This window comes from Arthrobacter sp. Z5-13, assembly GCF_056499105.1.
In genome coordinates, this window is sequence record NZ_CP096460.1 from 431,671 (window position 1) to 448,636 (window position 16,966).

Sequence of the window (16,966 nt, forward strand, 5' to 3'; positions counted from 1 at the left end):
CTTCACTGACAACACGACCAATATACCCCTAGGGGGTATCTGAAGCAAGCGGCGAATTCAGTTGCCTGCATTGAACATGCGGCTAAGCACGGGTCACTGCCTCATCGATCAACCTGACCGGGTCCCAGGCACCGTTCTCGCTATTGGCTACGACCGCAACAGTGACGTCCTGTGCAGGATAGTGCCTCACCATCGCGCTGGCCCCTGTATTGATCCCCTCCTTGTAGAGCGAGCGGACCGCCCCCTCTGAAGTCATTTCGACGGCGGGCCCGAAAGCATAGTGCAGTTCCGCCGTCGCGCCTTCTGCCGGATCCGTTATCCGGTGGTGCAAGGCCTGCGGGGTGGTGACCGGAATCCGCCAACGGCGGCTGGCCATCCCGTGGGCCGATTCCAGCAGGACTTCGCCCCCATGCTCCACCCGGACGACGCCGGAGAATGCATCGGCGTCCGCAAGGTGGGCGAGTTTTTCGTCAACCGACGTCAGACGATCGAAAAGTGGTTCGGCCATCATTCTTCCTCCGCTAAACGGAAAAGGGGCAACAGTACAAAGCTACGATGACCTCATGCTGCTTGAACACCGAGGTGCCCGCCCGTCCGTTCATCCCTCGGCCTATATTGCGCCCACGGCCGTAGTGTCGGGTGCCGTGGTGATTGCCGAGGGAACCCGGATCCTCCACGGTGCGGTAGTGACGGGGGAGGACGGCGAGGTCCGGATCGGCCGGAACGTTGTAATCATGGAGAACGCTTTGGTCCGCGGACGTTCCCGGCATCCCGCCCTCATCGGGGACAGCGTCATGGTGGGACCACATGCCCACATCAACGGCGCCTCAGTGGAAGCCGAGGCCTTTATAGCCACCGGGGCTTCGCTTTTTCCCGGCTCCTATATAGGTCCCGGAGCAGAAGTCCGCATCAACGGCGTGGTTCAGGTGAATTCCAGGCTGGAGGCCAGAGCTGTAGTGCCCATTGGTTGGGTGGCAGTAGGCGACCCCGCCAGCATCCTTTCCCCGGAACGCCATGAGGAGATCTGGGAAATCCAGCGGACCCTGGACTTCCCCGGCACTGTGTACGGCGTGCCGCGCGGGACCTCAATGAGCGAGCTGATGCAAAACCAGTCGTCGTACTACGGGGAACACCTGAACGACAGAGTGCTGGAGGGCTGAACGGTGGGTTCTCTGCTGCTTCGCCCGTGGCGTCCCGGTGATGCTGCAGACCTCTGCCTGCTTTATCGGTCCGCCCCGGACCTCGGCACTCAGTTCAGCGATGTGCCTGATCACGATTCGGCTGAGCGGATCATCCGGACCAGCCTCACCTTCGACGCCGACGTCGCGTGTAATTTCGCCATCGAGCGGAATGGCGTGGCCGTCGGCAACGTGGGGATCAGCAACATCAACCGGACCCATCACACGGCCTGGGTGTACTACTGGCTGGCATCTGACGCTCGTGGCCAAGGGTTGGCCACGAGGGCGGCTGCCACCCTATCCGGCTGGGCCATCGAGGAACTCGGCATTTTCCGGCTGGAATTGGGGCACAGGGTCAACAACCCAGCGTCCTGCCGGGTGGCGCTAGGCTCCGGGTTCCAGCCGGAAGGCGTTGAGCGGTCCAAACTGCAGTACGGGGGCGAGAGATTCGACGTCGAAACCCATGCCAGGCTTCGAAGCGACCCGGCACCCGCAGTCGAATTGCTCCCCGTTCAACTTTAGTGATGAAGCGCCTCTGACCGGCGCGTTCCGAGTCATTACAGGCGGGCCTGAATCAATGCTCGCTTAATCTATACACTCAGTGTATAGATAGATCTGTGAACAATTCCCTGACCCTGCTGGGTCTTCTCAGCCGCCAGCCCAGTTACGGCTATGACCTCAAGCATTCCTATGACCGCTACTTCGGCATGGGGAAGCCGCTGGCCTTCGGGCAGGTCTACTCCACCCTGGCGAGGATGATCCGGGACGAGCTGATTCGAGCTCTGGGTGAAGAGACCGGCGCCGGCCCGGACCGCAAAAAATACGAGATCACGGGCGCCGGCCAGGAGAGGGTGCGTGAGTGGTTATTCACTCCGGATGTTCCCTCGGAAACCCTGCAAAGCAACCTTTTTGCCAGGACGGTCATCGCGTTGCTCATTGACGACGACGCCGACCGGCTGCTGGATTTACAGCGTGCCGAGCACATGGCCAGGATGCGTGAGCTCACCAGGCTCAAGCAGGACGCTGACATCCTGCAGGTCCTGATCTGCGACCACGGACTCTTCCACATTGAAGCCGATTTGCGCTGGATCGAACTCACCAGCGCACGCCTGACCCAACTCAAAAAGGAGCTCCAGAGCGCATGACTGCATCGGAAACCGCCTCACCGATCCTGAGAGCGCGTGCGCTGCATCAGTCGTACGGGCAGACACAGGCTCTCCGGGGTATCGACGTCGACGTCCACCGCGGTGAGGTGCTCGCCGTTATGGGCCCTTCGGGGTCCGGGAAGTCCACTCTGCTGCACTGTCTGGCGGGGGTTATCGCACCGGATCAGGGCACGGTGACGTACACCTCCAGCGGAGGGGATGCTGTGGAGATCAGTGCCCTCAATGAACCAAAGCGGTCCAGGCTGCGGCTGTCCGAATTCGGCTTCGTATTCCAGTTCGGCCAATTGCTGCCGGAGCTGACGGCGTTGGATAACGTCAGCATCCCCTTGCTCTTGGGCGGGACTAAGCGCGCTGAGGCATTGCACCGGTCCGGGGAAGTGCTTGACCGGCTGGGACTGGATGGAATGGGGGGAAAACTCCCCGGCGAGCTGTCAGGCGGGCAAGCTCAACGGGTTGCTGTTGCCCGCGCACTTGTCACCAATCCTGCAGTGCTGTTCGCCGATGAACCTACAGGTTCCCTGGATTCACTTGCCTCCGAGAACGTGCTGACGCTGATGCTCGAGCTGGTCAGGGAAGTCGGCACCACGGTGGTGATGATTACCCATGACGCGCGGACTGCGGCCTATGCGGACAGGGAAGTGATGGTGCGCGACGGCGTGATTGGCGCCGGCTACCGGGTGTCATCATGAATCCGGGGTTGCTGAAACTCGCAGTGGTCGGCAGCAGGTCCTCCTACGGCAGGCTTTTGGGAGTCACGGGCGGGGTAGCAATCGGCGTGTGCCTGTTGCTGTTGCTGTGGGGCGGGGCAAATGGATTGAGCCATCGCGATGAGCGCGGTGCCTGGTTGCGCGAAATGGGGAATCCGGCCGCCACTGTTGCCCTCGAGGCAGACGGGCGCTCGGCTTCGGGGCCAGCAACGCCGAGTCCTTTGACTTCCAATGAAGTGCTCATGAGAGCAAATACAGTGGAAGTTTTTCGCGATCAACTGATCAACCGCCGGGATGTTGCCTCACTCACGACGACGACCGTCAGGATTCCCGGGATTCCGGAACCTCCTGCGCCCGGACAGTATTACGCGTCGCCGTCCCTCCAGCGCCTGATCGAATCCACGCCTGCGGACCAGTTAGGGAACAGGTTCGGGCAGTTCGTGGGCACGATCGAGGACGCTGCCCTCCCCGGGCCGGATTCCCTGGTGGTCATCACAGGCGCTACGGAGGAAGAAGTCCGGTTGGGCGGGAGGGCAGCCCTGGTGTCGGGGTTCACGACGAATCCCTATGGAGGCAGCGCAAGCTCGTACATCACAGTGATCATCATCGGCGCGATTGCGGTGTTCTTTCCTGTGCTTCTGCTGATCAGTATCGTTACGGGTTTGGGTGCTGCCCAGCGCAGGGAACGCTTCGCCACCCTCCGTTTGATCGGCGCATCACCCCGGACCGTCGGGCAGTTTGCTGCGATAGAAACGGCGGTTCCCAGCCTTTTCGGGGCAGCTCTGGGCGTCCTGTTGGCTTACGGGCTGAGGCCGGCCGTCGCCCAGATACCGGTCAGCGGCACCCGGATGTTTGTGGATGATCTGGCTATTGGCTGGGCAGCGGCAGCCGCCGTCGTCGTTGTTGTGGTCACGGCTTCGGCGCTGGTGGCGGGCCACCGGACATCCCGGGCCGGGATCGGGCCGCTGGGGGTAACCCGTGCGGTTCTTGAAAAGACGCCCCGGGCCTGGCGGATTGTGCCCCTGCTGGCCGGGTTGGCGTCCATGACCATGGCCGTCATATTCATCCGGGTCCTGAAGGTGAGTTTGCCGTGGCTTGAGTCTCCGCTGCTGATCGGCGGTTTTGCGCTGATCCTCGTGGGAATAGTGGTGATCGGACCCTGGCTCACGCTGGTGGCGAGCCGGGTGGGGCTGTGGCGGGCGCGTAAGGTGTCTGCAGTCATAGCTGCGAGCCGGATCGGAAAGACACCGGTGGCCACCTTCCGTTCCGTGTCGGGGCTGGTGGTCGGGGTGTTCGTGGTGTCGGTCTTCGCGGGAGGATCCAGCATCATCCAGGACGAAGCGGTTCCACCTGCCCGCCCCGGCCTGCTCCAGCACACTGCCGTGCATGCGACCATAGCCGAGCAAAGCTCAACTGCTGAGGTACTGGAAGTCGCTCGGCGGGCTGAGGAGCTCCCTGGAATCACAAGCGCCGTCATCGGCTATTCCCAAGCACCGCTTTTGGGGGCAGCTTCCATCCCTGACATCAATATCCCGGCTGATGATGCTCCCAAACTGGGATTTGAGAACATCCCGGAAGCAGGAGTAGTTGCCTTCGATTTCTCCTTCCTCTATTTCTGGACCACACAGCCGGTGCCGCTGAAAGAGGCTCCTATTAACGAGGTGGAGGGACTGCTGCCGGCGGTGGTGGTGGTCGGCACCGACGGCTCGCCCGAAGCCCTGGACCGGGCGCGGACAATTTTGAACAGTTCCGGCATCACAGCCATGCCGGCGGCTTCAGCGGCGGACAATAAACTTCAAACCGGCACGCGCCTCGTCCAGGGTCTGGCAGTACTCGCCTACCTGGGTATGTTCGTGGCGATCGCCATTGCCGGAATCTCCCTGGCCGTGGCCACAGCCTCCGCAGTCCTGGACCGTGCAAGAGTCCTCGGCCTGATGCGGTTGATGGGAATGCCCGTGTCAGTCATACGCAGGATCATCGCCCGGGAGGCTGCCGTCCCCCTGCTGGCCGTGCTGCTCTTATCGATTGGACTCGGGTTTCTTGTCGCCTGGCTTATGGTCACAGGCATCAACGACACCTATAGGGTCACGTGGCCGGCTCCTGACTACTTCGTGGCCCTGGGCCTCAGCCTCCTGCTGGCACTTGGAGCCGTAACGGCAACCTTCGGGCTCATCCGGTCCAGCACTGCAGTGACCACCACCCGCTTCGAATAGCCGTTACTGTTCGCGCCACCAGGCCACCGTGGCGCGGGCGGCCTCGTGGTGGGGAGTGGGTTCCAGGGCAAGGGCCTGCTGGCTCACGCGGGAATCCATAACGAAAGGCCGCTCGAACTGGTACAGCATCTCGGCCAGCTCGCGCATGCCCGCCGAGAAGACCCCTGCCGTACGGAGAATCCACCCCGGCACAGAGCTCACCTTGGGAGCGTCCATCCCTGCGGCAACGGCGAATGAGATTGCAATGCTGCGCTGGGTGAGCGCCGGTCCGGTTGGGGCATGCCATACCCGGTTCCACAGTGACGGCGTCTGCGCAGCTTTGATCATGGCGGCCGCGAGGTCCGGAACATAGGTAAACGAGTGAGGCTGCTCTGCACTGCCGATCACCTGAACGCCCTTCCCTGACAGCAGGGTGGGCACCATGCGCTCGCCGGCGTGCGCCGTCCGGACCCGCGGCCCAAAGAAGTCACCGGCCACAACACTGACCGTGTCAGTGGTGGACGCAGACCTCCTGTTGAGCAGGGCAGTCCGGATGCCGCGCTTGCCGCCCCTGGCATCACGGGGACTGTGCTCGGCCATTGTTTTGTCGGGCTCGCTATAGGAGTAGAGGCTTTCCGGAAATACGACGACGGCGCCCGTCTCGCCAGCCGCTGCCAGGACTGCACGCTCCGCCTTTGGCAGTTCCTTTTCCCAGGCTGAGGCTGCGTACGCGGATCCATGAATGCAGTGAAAGATGGCTTTGGCACCTTCGAAGGCTTCTCCGAGCCGGGCAGGATCTGAAACATCCAGGGTGCGACGCTCCACGAGGGGGTGGTCCGGGCCGCTGCCGGAGCGTGTGAGTACCCGCACGGAGTGGCCCTGTTCGGCCAGCTGCCCGGCAACTGTCCAGCCAACGGGCCCGGCACCTGTTACTACGTACAAATCAGTCATGGGAAACTCTCTTTCAGTTTGGCTTGTGTCGAGAGCACTGCTCTCACAACACAGCATGAGCGAGCCGCAAAGCGAAGTCAAGAGCAGTGCTCTCTTTTGTTTGCACTGCTCTATTTGTGGCATGCTGAGGCCATGCCACGCGACAAAAGCAAAGTCCCGCTCCCAGCTGCGGCAAAGACCCAGACGCCGCGGGAACGTGCGAGGGCCCAGACGATTGCCGATATTGTCCGCCTGGGCCGGGAGCATTTGGCGGTGCATGGGGCGGCCGGGCTGTCGCTTCGTGCGGTTGCCCGGGAGCTTGGCGTTGTGTCTTCCGCTGTCTACAGGTACGTGGAAAGCCGCGACGAACTGTTGACCCTGCTGCTCATCGAAGCGTATGGCGACCTGGGGGATGCTGTAGACGCGGCGGTAGCGAGGGCCGGAGAGCGGGACCATCATGGGCAATTCCGTTCATTGGGCCGGGCTGTCCGCGAATGGGCAATCAACGAGCCTGCCCGTTATGCCCTGCTTTTTGGAAGTCCCGTTCCCGGGTACCAGGCCCCCGCGGAGCGGACCATGGAGCCGGGCACCAGGGTGATCAGGCGGCTGATGGGAATCTTCGACGCCGCCGCCCGGGCAGGTGCCCTGAAAGAGCAAGGCGGACCCGCCGTCGTCGTTCCTCCCCGGTTGGCTGCGGACCTGGAGCGGATCCGTGCAGAATTTGGCCTCGCCATCCCGGACGCGTTCCTGGCCAATTGCGCACTGGCGTGGACCTCCCTTTTCGGGGCTGTCAGCTTTGAGGTGTTCGGGCAGTATGGGGCCGACACTTTTGCCGCGCGCGAGGAGCTTTTTGACCATCATCTTGAGGTCCTGGCGAGGATGGCGGGACTTTCCGCCTAGCCCACCGTGGGCCGTCCAGGCACGGGATGCGTGGGGCTCTGTCACCGGAACGGCGGCGTGGATAGACTGCCAATATGCCCGCCTGGGCACCACTGACTGAGGAGGAAACCACTCATGTCCGAGAATGAAGAATTCGAAACCCCGCGCGAAGAAAAGCGCCACACCAGCACTCCAAATCCGTCCCTGGAGGGGGAGCGTGGCCAGTACGTCGACGGTGACTATGGGGATGCCGGTGTTGTGGATGAGTCCACTACCGGCCCCGGTGAAGGCGAATACCCTGAGGGTGACTACGGCGATGCCGGTGTTGCAGATGAGGCAACGACTGGTGGCGCGAAGGGTGCGTATGCGGAGGGTGACTACGGCGACGCCGGTGTACCTGAACCAACCACTCCCGGTGAAGGCGAATATCCTGAGGGTGACTATGGCGATGCCGGAACGGTGGACCCTTCCGGATTGACGCAGCGCCAGCGGAACGAAACCGGCGACGACGTCGTTCCCGGCCGTGCCGACGACGATACGGAGGGCCGCATCCAGCGGGACTAGCGGTTCCGTGGTTCATGCTGTGGACCCTCCGTGTCACAGCATGAACCAGTGTCCTGACGCCGACGGTCTGGCCGGCCTGGTGGGAGACCTCATCAGGAAGCCGCTTCAGGAGAAGCCGCACCTTGGAATTGGGGTCCATCGCGTCTTTGTCTGTCAGCAAGTCGTCCGGGTCCAGGAAGCTCGTTCCGACCAGTCCGATATCGATCAACCGAAAAAGCGTCCGACGAGCCGCCGACAGCTCTAGCTCAGGGTGGGCGCTTTCGCAGCGATTACGTTAGTCTGTTCGTCATGACCGAAGATGTTTCGCCGTTGCCGAATGAGGGTAGTGACCGCTATACGCTCCGCAGTGTTTCGCGCGCGCTGCGGCTGTTGGACCTCCTTGCTGGCGCTGGTGCGGCCGGGTTTACAGTGACCGAGGTCGCGGCTCAGCTGGACGCGTCAAAGAGTGCGACCTTCGCGTTGCTGCGGACATTGGTGTCGCAATCGTACGTAGCCGAGGTCCAGCCCGGTCCCCGGTACCGACTCGGCCGGGCAGTGGTCAGGCTCGCCGACAGCCTCAACGAAGGTCTCGGGCTGGTGGACGTGTGCCGGCCCATCATGCACGAGCTGACGGCACGGACGGGATGGACAACACGTCTGGCGGTCCCGGACGAGGGACACCCGGTGTTCATTGACAGGGTTGACGGTCCGGGAACCGTAAGGTTTCATACACCGCTGGGAAAGCGCGAATCTCCCCATCACAGCGCTGCAGGCAAGGCTCTTCTCTCCACCATGCCAGAGGACCAGGTCCGACGCATCGCCGCTGACTCGGGGCTGCCGCAGCGCACCCGCCACACCATAACCGATGTCGCATCCTTACTTTCGGACCTGGCGATAAGCAGGGAACGCGGTTACGCCATCGATGACGAGGAAGACGACGAGGGGGTGTACTGCGTCGGCGCAGCTTTCCTGGGCCGCAACGGCGAGACTCTCGGGTCCATCAGCATCACAGGACTGAAACACAACATCACTACCTGGCGCGCCCGCGAGCTCGGGGAGCTTGTGCGCGAACACGCCGACAAGATATCAACCGGCTTTGGAGGCCCATCATGGCAGGAACAACTGCGCAACAACCTCACAGTTCCCAGCTGACCCCGCAAAACCACGGGGGCCCGGCTCTCGTCGTTCGAGGACCCAACGATATTTTATGAGTCGTCTGACCGTGCCTCCCGCCAGCGTGAGCACATCCCCTTTGGTCATGTCGAGCCAATGGATCCGGTCGTCCGCCCAGACCGCCCCTTCGCCGTGGTATGTGACCGGTTCGGTGACCTGTTCTGCTGCTTTCATCGCATGACTCCAGTCGGGGTTTCGATATCGCTTCTCGCGGGCAGGCCTTCCCAGTCACCGAGGTTCCCGACGGTATGGGCGGCGCATTCCGTGCCCCAGCGCAGACAGCTACTCAGATTCTTGGTTTCTGAGCGTGCCGCCAGGTAACCAGCCACAAAGCTGTCACCTGCACCTATGACGTCAAGTACTCGGACGCCTCGAGCTGCAACGGATTCGATGGCGCCGTCGGAGCGGTAGACGGTAGCGCCGGCGGCGCCTTGCTTGATCACTACCTCGCTCACGCCTTCCCGGAACAGCATCCGGGCGCCATCAGCGGAGGCAGGTATGCCCAGCTCCTCCAACTCATCGTCACCGACGAAGACCACGTCACTCAGCACGGCGATCTCTCTAATGGATGCCCGTGAGGATTCCGGATAGGGGAGGGTCCGCCGGAAGTTCACGTCGAAGGAGACGCCAGCGCCGTGCCTGCGCGCCTCCATGACGGCGTACCCCACCGCGTCCCGTGCACTGGCACTGAGCCCCAGCGTGATCCCTGTAACATGCAGCATGTCGAAGCCTGGCACTGTGCGAATTGCGTGCGTGATGTCCGAGCGTTCGAGCGCCGCCCCGGCGCTCGAAGAGCGGTAGTAGGAGACCTGTGTGCGGCTGGTGGAGCGGTGATCACGGAGCATGAATGCTGTCGCCAGGTCAGGAACGGTCCTAATGCTGTGAACGTGCACTCCTTCGCCCGATAGGTCCCTAACAATTCGTTCTCCGAGAGAGTCCTTACCGATGCATCCCACGTAGGTAGCCTCGTGGCCCAGCCTTCTCACTCCAATTGCCACGGTGGCCTCCGCACCCGCGGTGCCCAGCCGTAGTTGTCGGGCTGACTTGAGCGGGTCGCCCGTTTCGGTCGCTGCGTAGCCGAGCATCTCACCCACCACGATCAGGTGCATTGTTCCACGAACCCTTCTGCAGCGCAGATGATCCACCTACACATCGCGTACTGCCTCGATGAGTAGTGCTGCACGGCCACGCAGGGCGCGGAGCGAACCGCCCTCTGTGGAGTCACCGATCAGGCTCCGACCCACACCTACCGCGATGGCGCCCGAACGGATGCATTCACCGGCGTTGGTTCGGTCGATGCCTCCTGTTGGAACGAGTGGGATGAAAGGCAACGGATCACGAAGGGCCCGGACGAACTGAGCCGCTCCGGGTCCCGCAGGAAAGATTTTTACTGCCAGGGCGCCGGCGCGGTGGGAGGTAAGGGCTTCGGTTGCCGTGGCGGCACCACATAGAACTGGGAGGCCGAGGCGTTGTGCGTCGTCGAGGACTTCTGGGACGACAGCGGGTGTGACAAAGAAAGAGGCTCCCGCGTCTGCTGCTGCCAGTGCGAGATCGCTGGTAATGACAGTGCCCGCACCCAGTCTCACCCCCGCCGGCACCTTCGGGATGATTGACGCTACCGCGTCGACCGCTCCGGGAGTCGTCAAAGCAAATTCGAGGGTGGTGATCCCTGCTTCGACCAGGGTTTCTACGACAGCGGGAAAGTAATTGGTCCGTTCGCTGCGCAGGATAGCGACGATGCCGCTGGATCGTAGTTCCTCAAATGTGAGCGGCATTATGCTCCGGCACCTTTCGTTGGGAGTAGCAGAACTTTCCCTCGCGGTTTATCACTGGAGCTGGTTTGTCCCCTGAGAGTTCTTAGCGCCTGTTCATACTCCCCCAAAGGGAACCGGTGGGTTATCACGGCTTGCGGTTCCAGATCGCCACTGTTCAACAGGTCGACCACAAGGCTCCATGCCTTGGCGGTGTATCCGAAGCTGCCTCTGATGAGCAGGTCATTGTTGACTATGTCGTCAGTGTTGATCGGAACCGCGCGATCGTGACCGGCAATGCCCAGAAGCAACAGCTGCCCGCCGCGCCGCGGTGCGGTGAAAGCGGTCCTGACCGCCTCCGCGGCGCCAGCGGCCTCAATAACGTAATCGAATGAGCGCGGCTCGATGTCCTGGGTTGTGAACTCAGTGGCTCCAAGTTCCTCGGCCAGAGCGCGTTGTCCTTGCCGCCGTCCGGAAACGACCACGGACGAGGGCGACCATAGACGGACTGCGTGTGCTGCGAGCAGACCGACTGTCCCGTCGCCGATTACGAGAACACTGTTGCCGCGGCCTGGGGGCAGTTCCATCAGCCCACGGAGGACCACTGCAAGCGGCTCAACCAGGGCGCCGACTTCAAGCGGCACTTCCGGTGCAAGCTTGTGGACTAGGTGTTCGGCCACCGTCACGCCTGGTCCGGCGGCGCCATCCCGGGTGAAACCGAGCTCGTCGTACACTTCACACAGATTGGTATCGCCAGCCCGGCAAGCCGCACATACGCCATCAGGGATAATTCCTTCAGTTACGACGTTGTCGCCAGGGGAAAGGCGGCTGACTCCTGGGCCGACCTCAGCCACGACTCCGCTCCACTCGTGGCCAATAACCATCGGGTATCGCACGTAATCGGGGTCCATCGCCCCATCAATTATCTCGAGGTCAGTCCCGCACATCCCGACGAATACCGGAGTGATGCGTACTTCATTCGGGCCGGGTAATCTGTTGCTCCGGTTCTCCAATCCAATATCGTTGGGTCCTCGAACGACGAGAGCCGGGCCCCCGTGGTTTTGCGGGGTCAGCTGGGAACTGTGAGGTTGTTGCGCAGTTGTTCCTGCCATGATGGGCCTCCAAAGCCGGTTGATATCTTGTCGGCGTGTTCGCGCACAAGCTCCCCGAGCTCGCGGGCGCGCCAGGTAGTGATGTTGTGTTTCAGTCCTGTGATGCTGATGGACCCGAGAGTCTCGCCGTTGCGGCCCAGGAAAGCTGCGCCGACGCAGTACACCCCCGCGTCGTCTTCCTCGTCATCGATGGCGTAACCGCGTTCCCTGCTTATCGCCAGGTCCGAAAGTAAGGATGCGACATCGGTTATGGTGTGGCGGGTGCGCTGCGGCAGCCCCGAGTCAGCGGCGATGCGTCGGACCTGGTCCTCTGGCATGGTGGAGAGAAGAGCCTTGCCTGCAGCGCTGTGATGGGGAGATTCGCGCTTTCCCAGCGGTGTATGAAACCTTACGGTTCCCGGACCGTCAACCCTGTCAATGAACACCGGGTGTCCCTCGTCCGGGACCGCCAAACGTGTTGTCCATCCCGTCCGTGCCGTCAGCTCGTGCATGATGGGCCGGCACACGTCCACCAGCCCGAGACCTTCGTTGAGGCTGTCGGCGAGCCTGACCACTGCCCGGCCGAGTCGGTACCGGGGACCGGGCTGGACCTCGGCTACGTACGATTGCGACACCAATGTCCGCAGCAACGCGAAGGTCGCACTCTTTGACGCGTCCAGCTGAGCCGCGACCTCGGTCACTGTAAACCCGGCCGCACCAGCGCCAGCAAGGAGGTCCAACAGCCGCAGCGCGCGCGAAACACTGCGGAGCGTATAGCGGTCACTACCCTCATTCGGCAACGGCGAAACATCTTCGGTCATGACGAACAAGCTCGTTCTTCTCGCCAGACAGCGTAATGGGAACTCACTGAAGGGTCTCTAACGATGGCATCGTCACTGAACACCTTCCGCTCCGACTGCTCCGACGTACGGACGTCGTCCAGTCTGTCTACGGTGGCGGGAGCCGTCATGCGTTTTCGGTATCCGAGTCCCGTACGGGTACCGTGCCGAAGCACAGGACCACAGTATTGACATACGTCTCGCCGGGTCGAAGCTCAGGTGAGGGAAAATGTGCCATGTTCGGTGAATCGGGAAAGGTCTGCGTCTCGAGAGTGAAGCCTGCAAACTGCTCGTATGCGGTCAAAGGCGCTTTAGCACTGACTCCGCCCAAATACCCGCCGGTGTAGAGCTGTACACCGGGCTGGTCTGTCATGAGTTCAAGCACGCGACCGCTTCCGGGATCGGTGATCTTGGTGACCGGCCTCAAGCCTCGGCCGGATAACACCCAGTTGTGGTCGTAGCCGGGATTGTTGGCTACTGTCCTGCCGGCAGCGTCGTTCTCGACCATATGCAGGTCAGCGCCGATTTCCTTCGCTCGGGTGAAATCGAAAGGGGTTCCCTTGACCGAAAGGATCTCCCCAGTAGGTAGTAGTGCGGAATCCACTGGTGTGTAGAAGTCAGCATTCAACTCCACCTCGTGCTGGAGGATGTTTCCCGAGTCGTGCCCACCTAGGTTGAAGTACGAGTGATTCACGACGTTCACGATTGTCACTGCGTCCGTTGTTGCTGTCATCGTGATGCGCAGTGCGTAGGACTCCAGTCGGTACTCTGACGTGATAACCAGTTCGCCCGGGTAGCCTCGGTCGCCGGTGGGGGAGGTCAGGCGGAACATCACCGAGCCGCTGTCCGAACTTATGATTTCCCACAATCGGCGGTCGAAGCCATTGTGCCCGCCGTGCAGGTGATTTCGCCCTTCATTGGTGTCCAGTTGGTGTTCGATGCCGTCAAGCTCAAAGCGGCCGTCCCGGATACGGTTTGCGTAACGGCCCGCCGTGGATCCCATGTAGTTAGGGTCGTCGAATGCTTCGACAAGCGAGGGACGGCCCAGGACAACATCAGCATGTTTGCCTTCTCGGTCGGGCACCCAGAGTTCAAGCAGGCGTGCTCCGGCATCCGTGACTACGGCGCGCAGGTTTTCGTTCTTCAGGATGATGATCTGAGGCTGGGGGTCAGGTTCCGATGTGAGGTGCGGCATGAGTTGTTCCTTTTATTGTCCTGTAAGGGTGGCGGGTTAGTTAGTGGAAAATCGGTCTGATGGTCAGGCTTGGCAAAGTTCTGCCGCCCGCCGCTGGACTTGTATACAAGTGCGGACATGGTCCCGCGCGATTCGCTGCCTGATGTGGTGGTCGCACCCTTTCATCAGAGAGAACCTCCACGTACGAGGCGCCGGACGAACTTGGCCGCCTAACGCGGGATCTCAACAATCGGCTGCCCCAGCCGAAGCGCTGGTCGTGCCTTTCACCAGAGGGACCCTAACAGGAGTGGCCGTATAGTATTGGGTATCGCCACCAGTTCGCAACAGCCGAAAGTTGTTCTGTACAGCAAACTAATGAAGAAACTGACACCTGTCAAGAGCGCCCTATGAAGGAGGGATATTGACGTAGTCCCCCGGTAACTGGTTTTATACGAACAGCGTTTGTCTTTAACGAACAATGCCAATGCAGCCTCGGACCTCGAGGTATCGCTGAACTGTACGACCTTAGAATTGAGCTGACGATGATCCAAGGTGTGCTTCCGGTTCTCCTTACTCCCTTTGACGCAGATCTTGCTGTGGACAAGAGGGCACTCCGCGACGAGATCGAATGGGTGCTGCAGCACGGCGTTGACGGCGTCGTGATGGGCATGGTCTCGGAGACCCATAGGCTCTCTTCGACAGAGCGTGACAGCCTTGTCCATTCGATTTGCGAATTCACGAACGGCAGGGTGCCCGTCATCGCCAGCACAGGGGCCGAAAGTACCGCCCAGGCCGTCGCTCATGCTCGTTCTGCGGCTGCATCAGGTGCAGGTGCGGTGATGGCCATCCCTCCGATCTCAGTTTCACTAGATGATGACGAGGTGTACGGGTACTACTCTGCAATGGTCAATGCGATCGATATTCCAGTGATCGTCCAGGACGCCAGCGGTTACCTCGGTAACGGCCTGAGCATCTCGATGCAGGCCAAGCTTTTCGCCGAATTTGGTGACCGAGTACTTTTCAAGCCCGAGGCCCAGCCGATCGGCCCGAAGCTGTCTGCCCTTCGCGACGCTACGGGAGGAAAGGCAACGATCCTGGAGGGCAGCGGCGGAATGGCGCTGGTAGATAGTCACGCGCGTGGCATAGCGGGAACCATGCCCGGTTCCGACATTATCTGGGCGGTTGTCGAGCTTTGGCGTGCGCTGGAGGCCGGGGATATCGCTCGAGTTAATGAGCTAAATGGTCCGATCAGTACACTGGTGCTCATCCAGAGCAGCCTGGACGCCTATGTGGCTATTCAGAAGCATCTTCTGGTTCGACAGGGCGTCATCTCCAATCCCATCGCGCGAGGACCTGTTGCTTACCGCTTGGATGCGGAATCGAAGCGGGAAGTGGACAGGCTCTTCGACGTTCTCCTCACAGCGATGTCACGTACGACCGTGGTGCCGGCGGGACGGTGACCGGGATGGAGTCCTCACATACAGCTCTGCGAAGCGCGGCGTGGTTCTCACGCGATGATGAGGTTGGACTGGAACACCGCGCAGCCATGCGCAGTTCGGGCTTTCCTGTGGACGACAGGGAGCCGCGGCCCATCATCGGTTTGATCAGTTCCGTGAATGAGCTGAACCCCTGTAACCAGCCTTTGAAGAAGCTGGTGGAGGCCGCCCGAGCCGGCGTCACCGCAGCCGGTGGCACTGCTGTCGAACTGCCCGTGATGTCTCTTGGTGAAGACTTGATGAAGCCGACGGCGATGCTATACCGCAACCTGCTCGCGATGGAGGTCGAGGAGTACATCCGCTCCCAGCCTATCGACGGCGTGGTGTTGTTCGGGAACTGCGACAAGACCGTGCCCGCCCAACTTATGGCCGCCGCGAGTGCGGATGTCCCGGCCATCCAGATCACCGGGGGGTACAGGCAGCCTGGACTCTTCAGGGGAACGGAAGTCGGTGCGGGCACCGACCTGTGGTCGTACTGGGCGGAGCGTCGAGCTGGGATGCTCGATGACGAAAGTTGGAAAGGGCTGGAGACTGCCCTCTCGTGCAGCCAAGGTGCCTGCAATGTGATGGGGACGGCCATGAGCATGGCGATCGCCGCCGAAGCGCTTGGAATGATGCTCCCGGGCAGCGCCGTACTCGCGTCCAGAGACCCGCGGCTTGAGGAGTTTGCCGAACAAGCAGGTCGTCGGGTCGTGGACATGGTTTCAACGCAGCTGAAGCCCAGCCTGGTCCTCACAGAGGAGGCATTCGAGAATGCCCTGCACGTGTTGGCGGCCTGTGGAGGTTCATCGAACGCCGTCGTGCATCTGGCGGCTATCGCAGGTCGACGAGGCATCAAGCTCCCGTTGGTGAATCTTGCAAGAGCAGCCCGACGCGCCCCAGTTCTTGTCGATGTCACGCCCATTGGGCGTGGACACATCGCTCAGTTCGACAGGGCAGGCGGGGTACCTGCACTCCAGAGGCAGCTACACGGGCTACTTGTGGAGGGACTCACGACGGTCGCACTCCCCTCGGATTCGCCGGCAACGTCCGCAACCCACGCTGCCGGCACCGCAGTGAGGACGATGGACAACCCCGTCACTACAGTGCCAGCGTTCTCCGTCGTGCGGGGAAACCTTGCACCGGACGGGGCGCTGATTAAGACGGCGGCTGCCACGCCGCAGCTGCTTCAGCATTCAGGGCCAGCGATCGTGTTCGACAGCTACGATGACATGCTCTCCCGAATCGATGATCCCAACCTCGGCGCAACCGAGTCCTCCGTACTGGTCCTCAGGAACTGCGGACCGCGAGGCGGCGACGGCTTCCCCGAATGGGGCATGATTCCGATCCCTAAGTATCTCGCCGAAAACGGTGTCACGGACATGGTGCGACTAAGCGACGCCCGAATGAGCGGAACGAGTTTCGGTACCTGCATATTACACATCGCCCCCGATGCCGCTTCAGGAGGACCCCTCGCCCTCGCACGGACAGGGGACATCATCGAGCTCGATGCCGAGGCCGGCATCCTGAATCTGGTCGTCACGGACGACGAATTGGAAGCCCGCCGGTCGCGATGGTCACCTCTGAGCCCCCGACACAGGCGTGGATGGCCACGCCTGTTCGACGAGCACGTCCTGCAGGCACCACAAGGTTGCGACTTCGACTTCCTCGTGCCCGACGACGACGACGCTCTTCAATGGCACGAGCCCACTGTAGGCAGGTCATGACAGCCCGGTGTCGTCGACCGCTGCATGCGATCCCGTCCGTACCTCGGTGCTCATTCGATCCTGTACCTGTGGTCGGTGGTCGCGGTCTCACAGTCGGCATATCGAGACACGTACCCGTACAGGCACCCGCGAGTGCGGGGT

17 protein-coding genes are annotated in these 16,966 nt (G+C 61.7%); 10 read left to right on the plus strand and 7 right to left on the minus strand.

Features of this window, described 5'->3' with window-relative positions; genetic code table 11:
- Positions 1–82 precede the first annotated feature (82 nt).
- On the minus strand, positions 83–511 hold the full coding sequence (locus tag M1E02_RS01955) for a hypothetical protein (RefSeq protein WP_479376488.1): 429 nt from the start codon (positions 509–511) through the stop codon (positions 83–85).
- A 52-nt stretch (positions 512–563) separates the two neighbouring features.
- Between M1E02_RS01955 and M1E02_RS01960 the strand changes: the two genes are divergently transcribed.
- From M1E02_RS01960 to M1E02_RS01980, 5 genes are all read left to right on the plus strand, one after another.
- Positions 564–1,160 carry a gamma carbonic anhydrase family protein gene (locus M1E02_RS01960; RefSeq protein ID WP_479376489.1) on the plus strand — a complete coding sequence of 199 codons (597 nt, stop codon included), beginning with the start codon at positions 564–566 and terminating at the stop codon, positions 1,158–1,160.
- 3 nt (positions 1,161–1,163) lie between these two features.
- A complete protein-coding gene (locus tag M1E02_RS01965) occupies positions 1,164–1,700 on the plus strand; it encodes a GNAT family N-acetyltransferase (RefSeq protein WP_479376490.1) in 537 nt (178 codons plus the stop codon).
- Between the two features lie 95 nt (positions 1,701–1,795).
- The gene (locus M1E02_RS01970; RefSeq protein WP_479376491.1) at positions 1,796–2,323 is read left to right on the plus strand and encodes a PadR family transcriptional regulator; all 528 of its coding nucleotides are present in this window, start codon (positions 1,796–1,798) and stop codon (positions 2,321–2,323) included.
- The gene (locus M1E02_RS01975; RefSeq protein ID WP_479376492.1) at positions 2,320–3,033 is read left to right on the plus strand and encodes an ABC transporter ATP-binding protein; all 714 of its coding nucleotides are present in this window, start codon (positions 2,320–2,322) and stop codon (positions 3,031–3,033) included. The genes M1E02_RS01970 and M1E02_RS01975 overlap by 4 nt, the downstream gene beginning before the upstream one ends.
- Entirely contained in the window at positions 3,030–5,264 is a 2,235-nt protein-coding gene (locus M1E02_RS01980) for an ABC transporter permease (protein ID WP_479376493.1), read from the plus strand. The genes M1E02_RS01975 and M1E02_RS01980 overlap by 4 nt, the downstream gene beginning before the upstream one ends.
- 3 nt (positions 5,265–5,267) lie before the next feature.
- On the opposite strand, the gene M1E02_RS01985 is transcribed toward M1E02_RS01980, so the two are convergent.
- Positions 5,268–6,194 carry an NAD-dependent epimerase/dehydratase family protein gene (locus M1E02_RS01985; protein ID WP_479376494.1) on the minus strand — a complete coding sequence of 309 codons (927 nt, stop codon included), beginning with the start codon at positions 6,192–6,194 and terminating at the stop codon, positions 5,268–5,270.
- Positions 6,195–6,326: 132 nt separating this feature from the next.
- Here M1E02_RS01985 and M1E02_RS01990 point away from each other — a divergent pair, with 132 nt between their 5' ends.
- The 3 genes from M1E02_RS01990 (at position 6,327) to M1E02_RS02000 (ending at position 8,747) form a co-directional block, all read left to right on the plus strand.
- On the plus strand, positions 6,327–7,073 hold the full coding sequence (locus M1E02_RS01990) for a TetR/AcrR family transcriptional regulator (protein ID WP_479376495.1): 747 nt from the start codon (positions 6,327–6,329) through the stop codon (positions 7,071–7,073).
- Positions 7,074–7,187: 114 nt separating this feature from the next.
- Positions 7,188–7,616, plus strand: a complete 429-nt coding sequence (locus M1E02_RS01995; RefSeq protein ID WP_479376496.1) for a hypothetical protein — start codon at positions 7,188–7,190, stop codon at positions 7,614–7,616.
- Between the two features lie 288 nt (positions 7,617–7,904).
- A complete protein-coding gene (locus M1E02_RS02000; RefSeq protein WP_479376497.1) occupies positions 7,905–8,747 on the plus strand; it encodes an IclR family transcriptional regulator in 843 nt (280 codons plus the stop codon).
- 191 nt (positions 8,748–8,938) lie between these two features.
- On the opposite strand, the gene M1E02_RS02005 is transcribed toward M1E02_RS02000, so the two are convergent.
- The 5 genes from M1E02_RS02005 to M1E02_RS02025 all read right to left on the minus strand — a co-directional run bounded on the left by M1E02_RS02005 (position 8,939) and on the right by M1E02_RS02025 (position 13,644).
- Complete coding sequence (locus M1E02_RS02005; protein ID WP_479376498.1) at positions 8,939–9,877, minus strand: sugar kinase; 939 nt, start codon at positions 9,875–9,877, stop codon at positions 8,939–8,941.
- Between the two features lie 36 nt (positions 9,878–9,913).
- Positions 9,914–10,543, minus strand: coding sequence for a bifunctional 4-hydroxy-2-oxoglutarate aldolase/2-dehydro-3-deoxy-phosphogluconate aldolase (locus M1E02_RS02010; RefSeq protein ID WP_479376499.1), 630 nt, complete (start codon positions 10,541–10,543; stop codon positions 9,914–9,916).
- Positions 10,543–11,631: a zinc-dependent alcohol dehydrogenase gene (locus M1E02_RS02015; RefSeq protein WP_479376500.1), complete on the minus strand. Its 1,089-nt coding sequence runs from the start codon at positions 11,629–11,631 to the stop codon at positions 10,543–10,545. The genes M1E02_RS02010 and M1E02_RS02015 overlap by 1 nt, the downstream gene beginning before the upstream one ends.
- The gene (locus M1E02_RS02020) at positions 11,589–12,431 is read right to left on the minus strand and encodes an IclR family transcriptional regulator (protein WP_479376501.1); all 843 of its coding nucleotides are present in this window, start codon (positions 12,429–12,431) and stop codon (positions 11,589–11,591) included. Before M1E02_RS02020 ends, M1E02_RS02015 begins: the two co-directional genes overlap by 43 nt.
- Before the next feature lie 145 nt (positions 12,432–12,576).
- Entirely contained in the window at positions 12,577–13,644 is a 1,068-nt protein-coding gene (locus M1E02_RS02025) for an aldose epimerase family protein (protein ID WP_479376502.1), read from the minus strand.
- A 521-nt stretch (positions 13,645–14,165) separates the two neighbouring features.
- Here M1E02_RS02025 and M1E02_RS02030 point away from each other — a divergent pair.
- Complete coding sequence (locus tag M1E02_RS02030; RefSeq protein ID WP_479376503.1) at positions 14,166–15,083, plus strand: dihydrodipicolinate synthase family protein; 918 nt, start codon at positions 14,166–14,168, stop codon at positions 15,081–15,083.
- Positions 15,084–15,088: 5 nt separating this feature from the next.
- Positions 15,089–16,825, plus strand: coding sequence for a dihydroxy-acid dehydratase (locus M1E02_RS02035; protein WP_479376504.1), 1,737 nt, complete (start codon positions 15,089–15,091; stop codon positions 16,823–16,825).
- Positions 16,826–16,966: the final 141 nt, after the last annotated feature.

Bases quoted from the DNA above. Each gene is read 5' to 3' on its own strand.
- M1E02_RS01955 (WP_479376488.1), bottom strand. From the start codon at position 511: ATGATGGCCGAACCACTTTTCGATCGTCTGACGTCGGTTGACGAAAAA.
- M1E02_RS01960 (WP_479376489.1), top strand. From the start codon at position 564: ATGCTGCTTGAACACCGAGGTGCCCGCCCGTCCGTTCATCCCTCGGCC.
- M1E02_RS01975 (WP_479376492.1), top strand. From the start codon at position 2,320: ATGACTGCATCGGAAACCGCCTCACCGATCCTGAGAGCGCGTGCGCTG.
- M1E02_RS01980 (WP_479376493.1), top strand. From the start codon at position 3,030: ATGAATCCGGGGTTGCTGAAACTCGCAGTGGTCGGCAGCAGGTCCTCC.
- M1E02_RS01985 (WP_479376494.1), bottom strand. From the start codon at position 6,194: ATGACTGATTTGTACGTAGTAACAGGTGCCGGGCCCGTTGGCTGGACA.
- M1E02_RS01990 (WP_479376495.1), top strand. From the start codon at position 6,327: ATGCCACGCGACAAAAGCAAAGTCCCGCTCCCAGCTGCGGCAAAGACC.
- M1E02_RS01995 (WP_479376496.1), top strand. From the start codon at position 7,188: ATGTCCGAGAATGAAGAATTCGAAACCCCGCGCGAAGAAAAGCGCCAC.
- M1E02_RS02000 (WP_479376497.1), top strand. From the start codon at position 7,905: ATGACCGAAGATGTTTCGCCGTTGCCGAATGAGGGTAGTGACCGCTAT.
- M1E02_RS02005 (WP_479376498.1), bottom strand. From the start codon at position 9,877: ATGCACCTGATCGTGGTGGGTGAGATGCTCGGCTACGCAGCGACCGAA.
- M1E02_RS02010 (WP_479376499.1), bottom strand. From the start codon at position 10,543: ATGCCGCTCACATTTGAGGAACTACGATCCAGCGGCATCGTCGCTATC.
- M1E02_RS02015 (WP_479376500.1), bottom strand. From the start codon at position 11,631: ATGGCAGGAACAACTGCGCAACAACCTCACAGTTCCCAGCTGACCCCG.
- M1E02_RS02020 (WP_479376501.1), bottom strand. From the start codon at position 12,431: ATGACCGAAGATGTTTCGCCGTTGCCGAATGAGGGTAGTGACCGCTAT.
- M1E02_RS02025 (WP_479376502.1), bottom strand. From the start codon at position 13,644: ATGCCGCACCTCACATCGGAACCTGACCCCCAGCCTCAGATCATCATC.
- M1E02_RS02030 (WP_479376503.1), top strand. From the start codon at position 14,166: ATGATCCAAGGTGTGCTTCCGGTTCTCCTTACTCCCTTTGACGCAGAT.
- M1E02_RS02035 (WP_479376504.1), top strand. From the start codon at position 15,089: ATGGAGTCCTCACATACAGCTCTGCGAAGCGCGGCGTGGTTCTCACGC.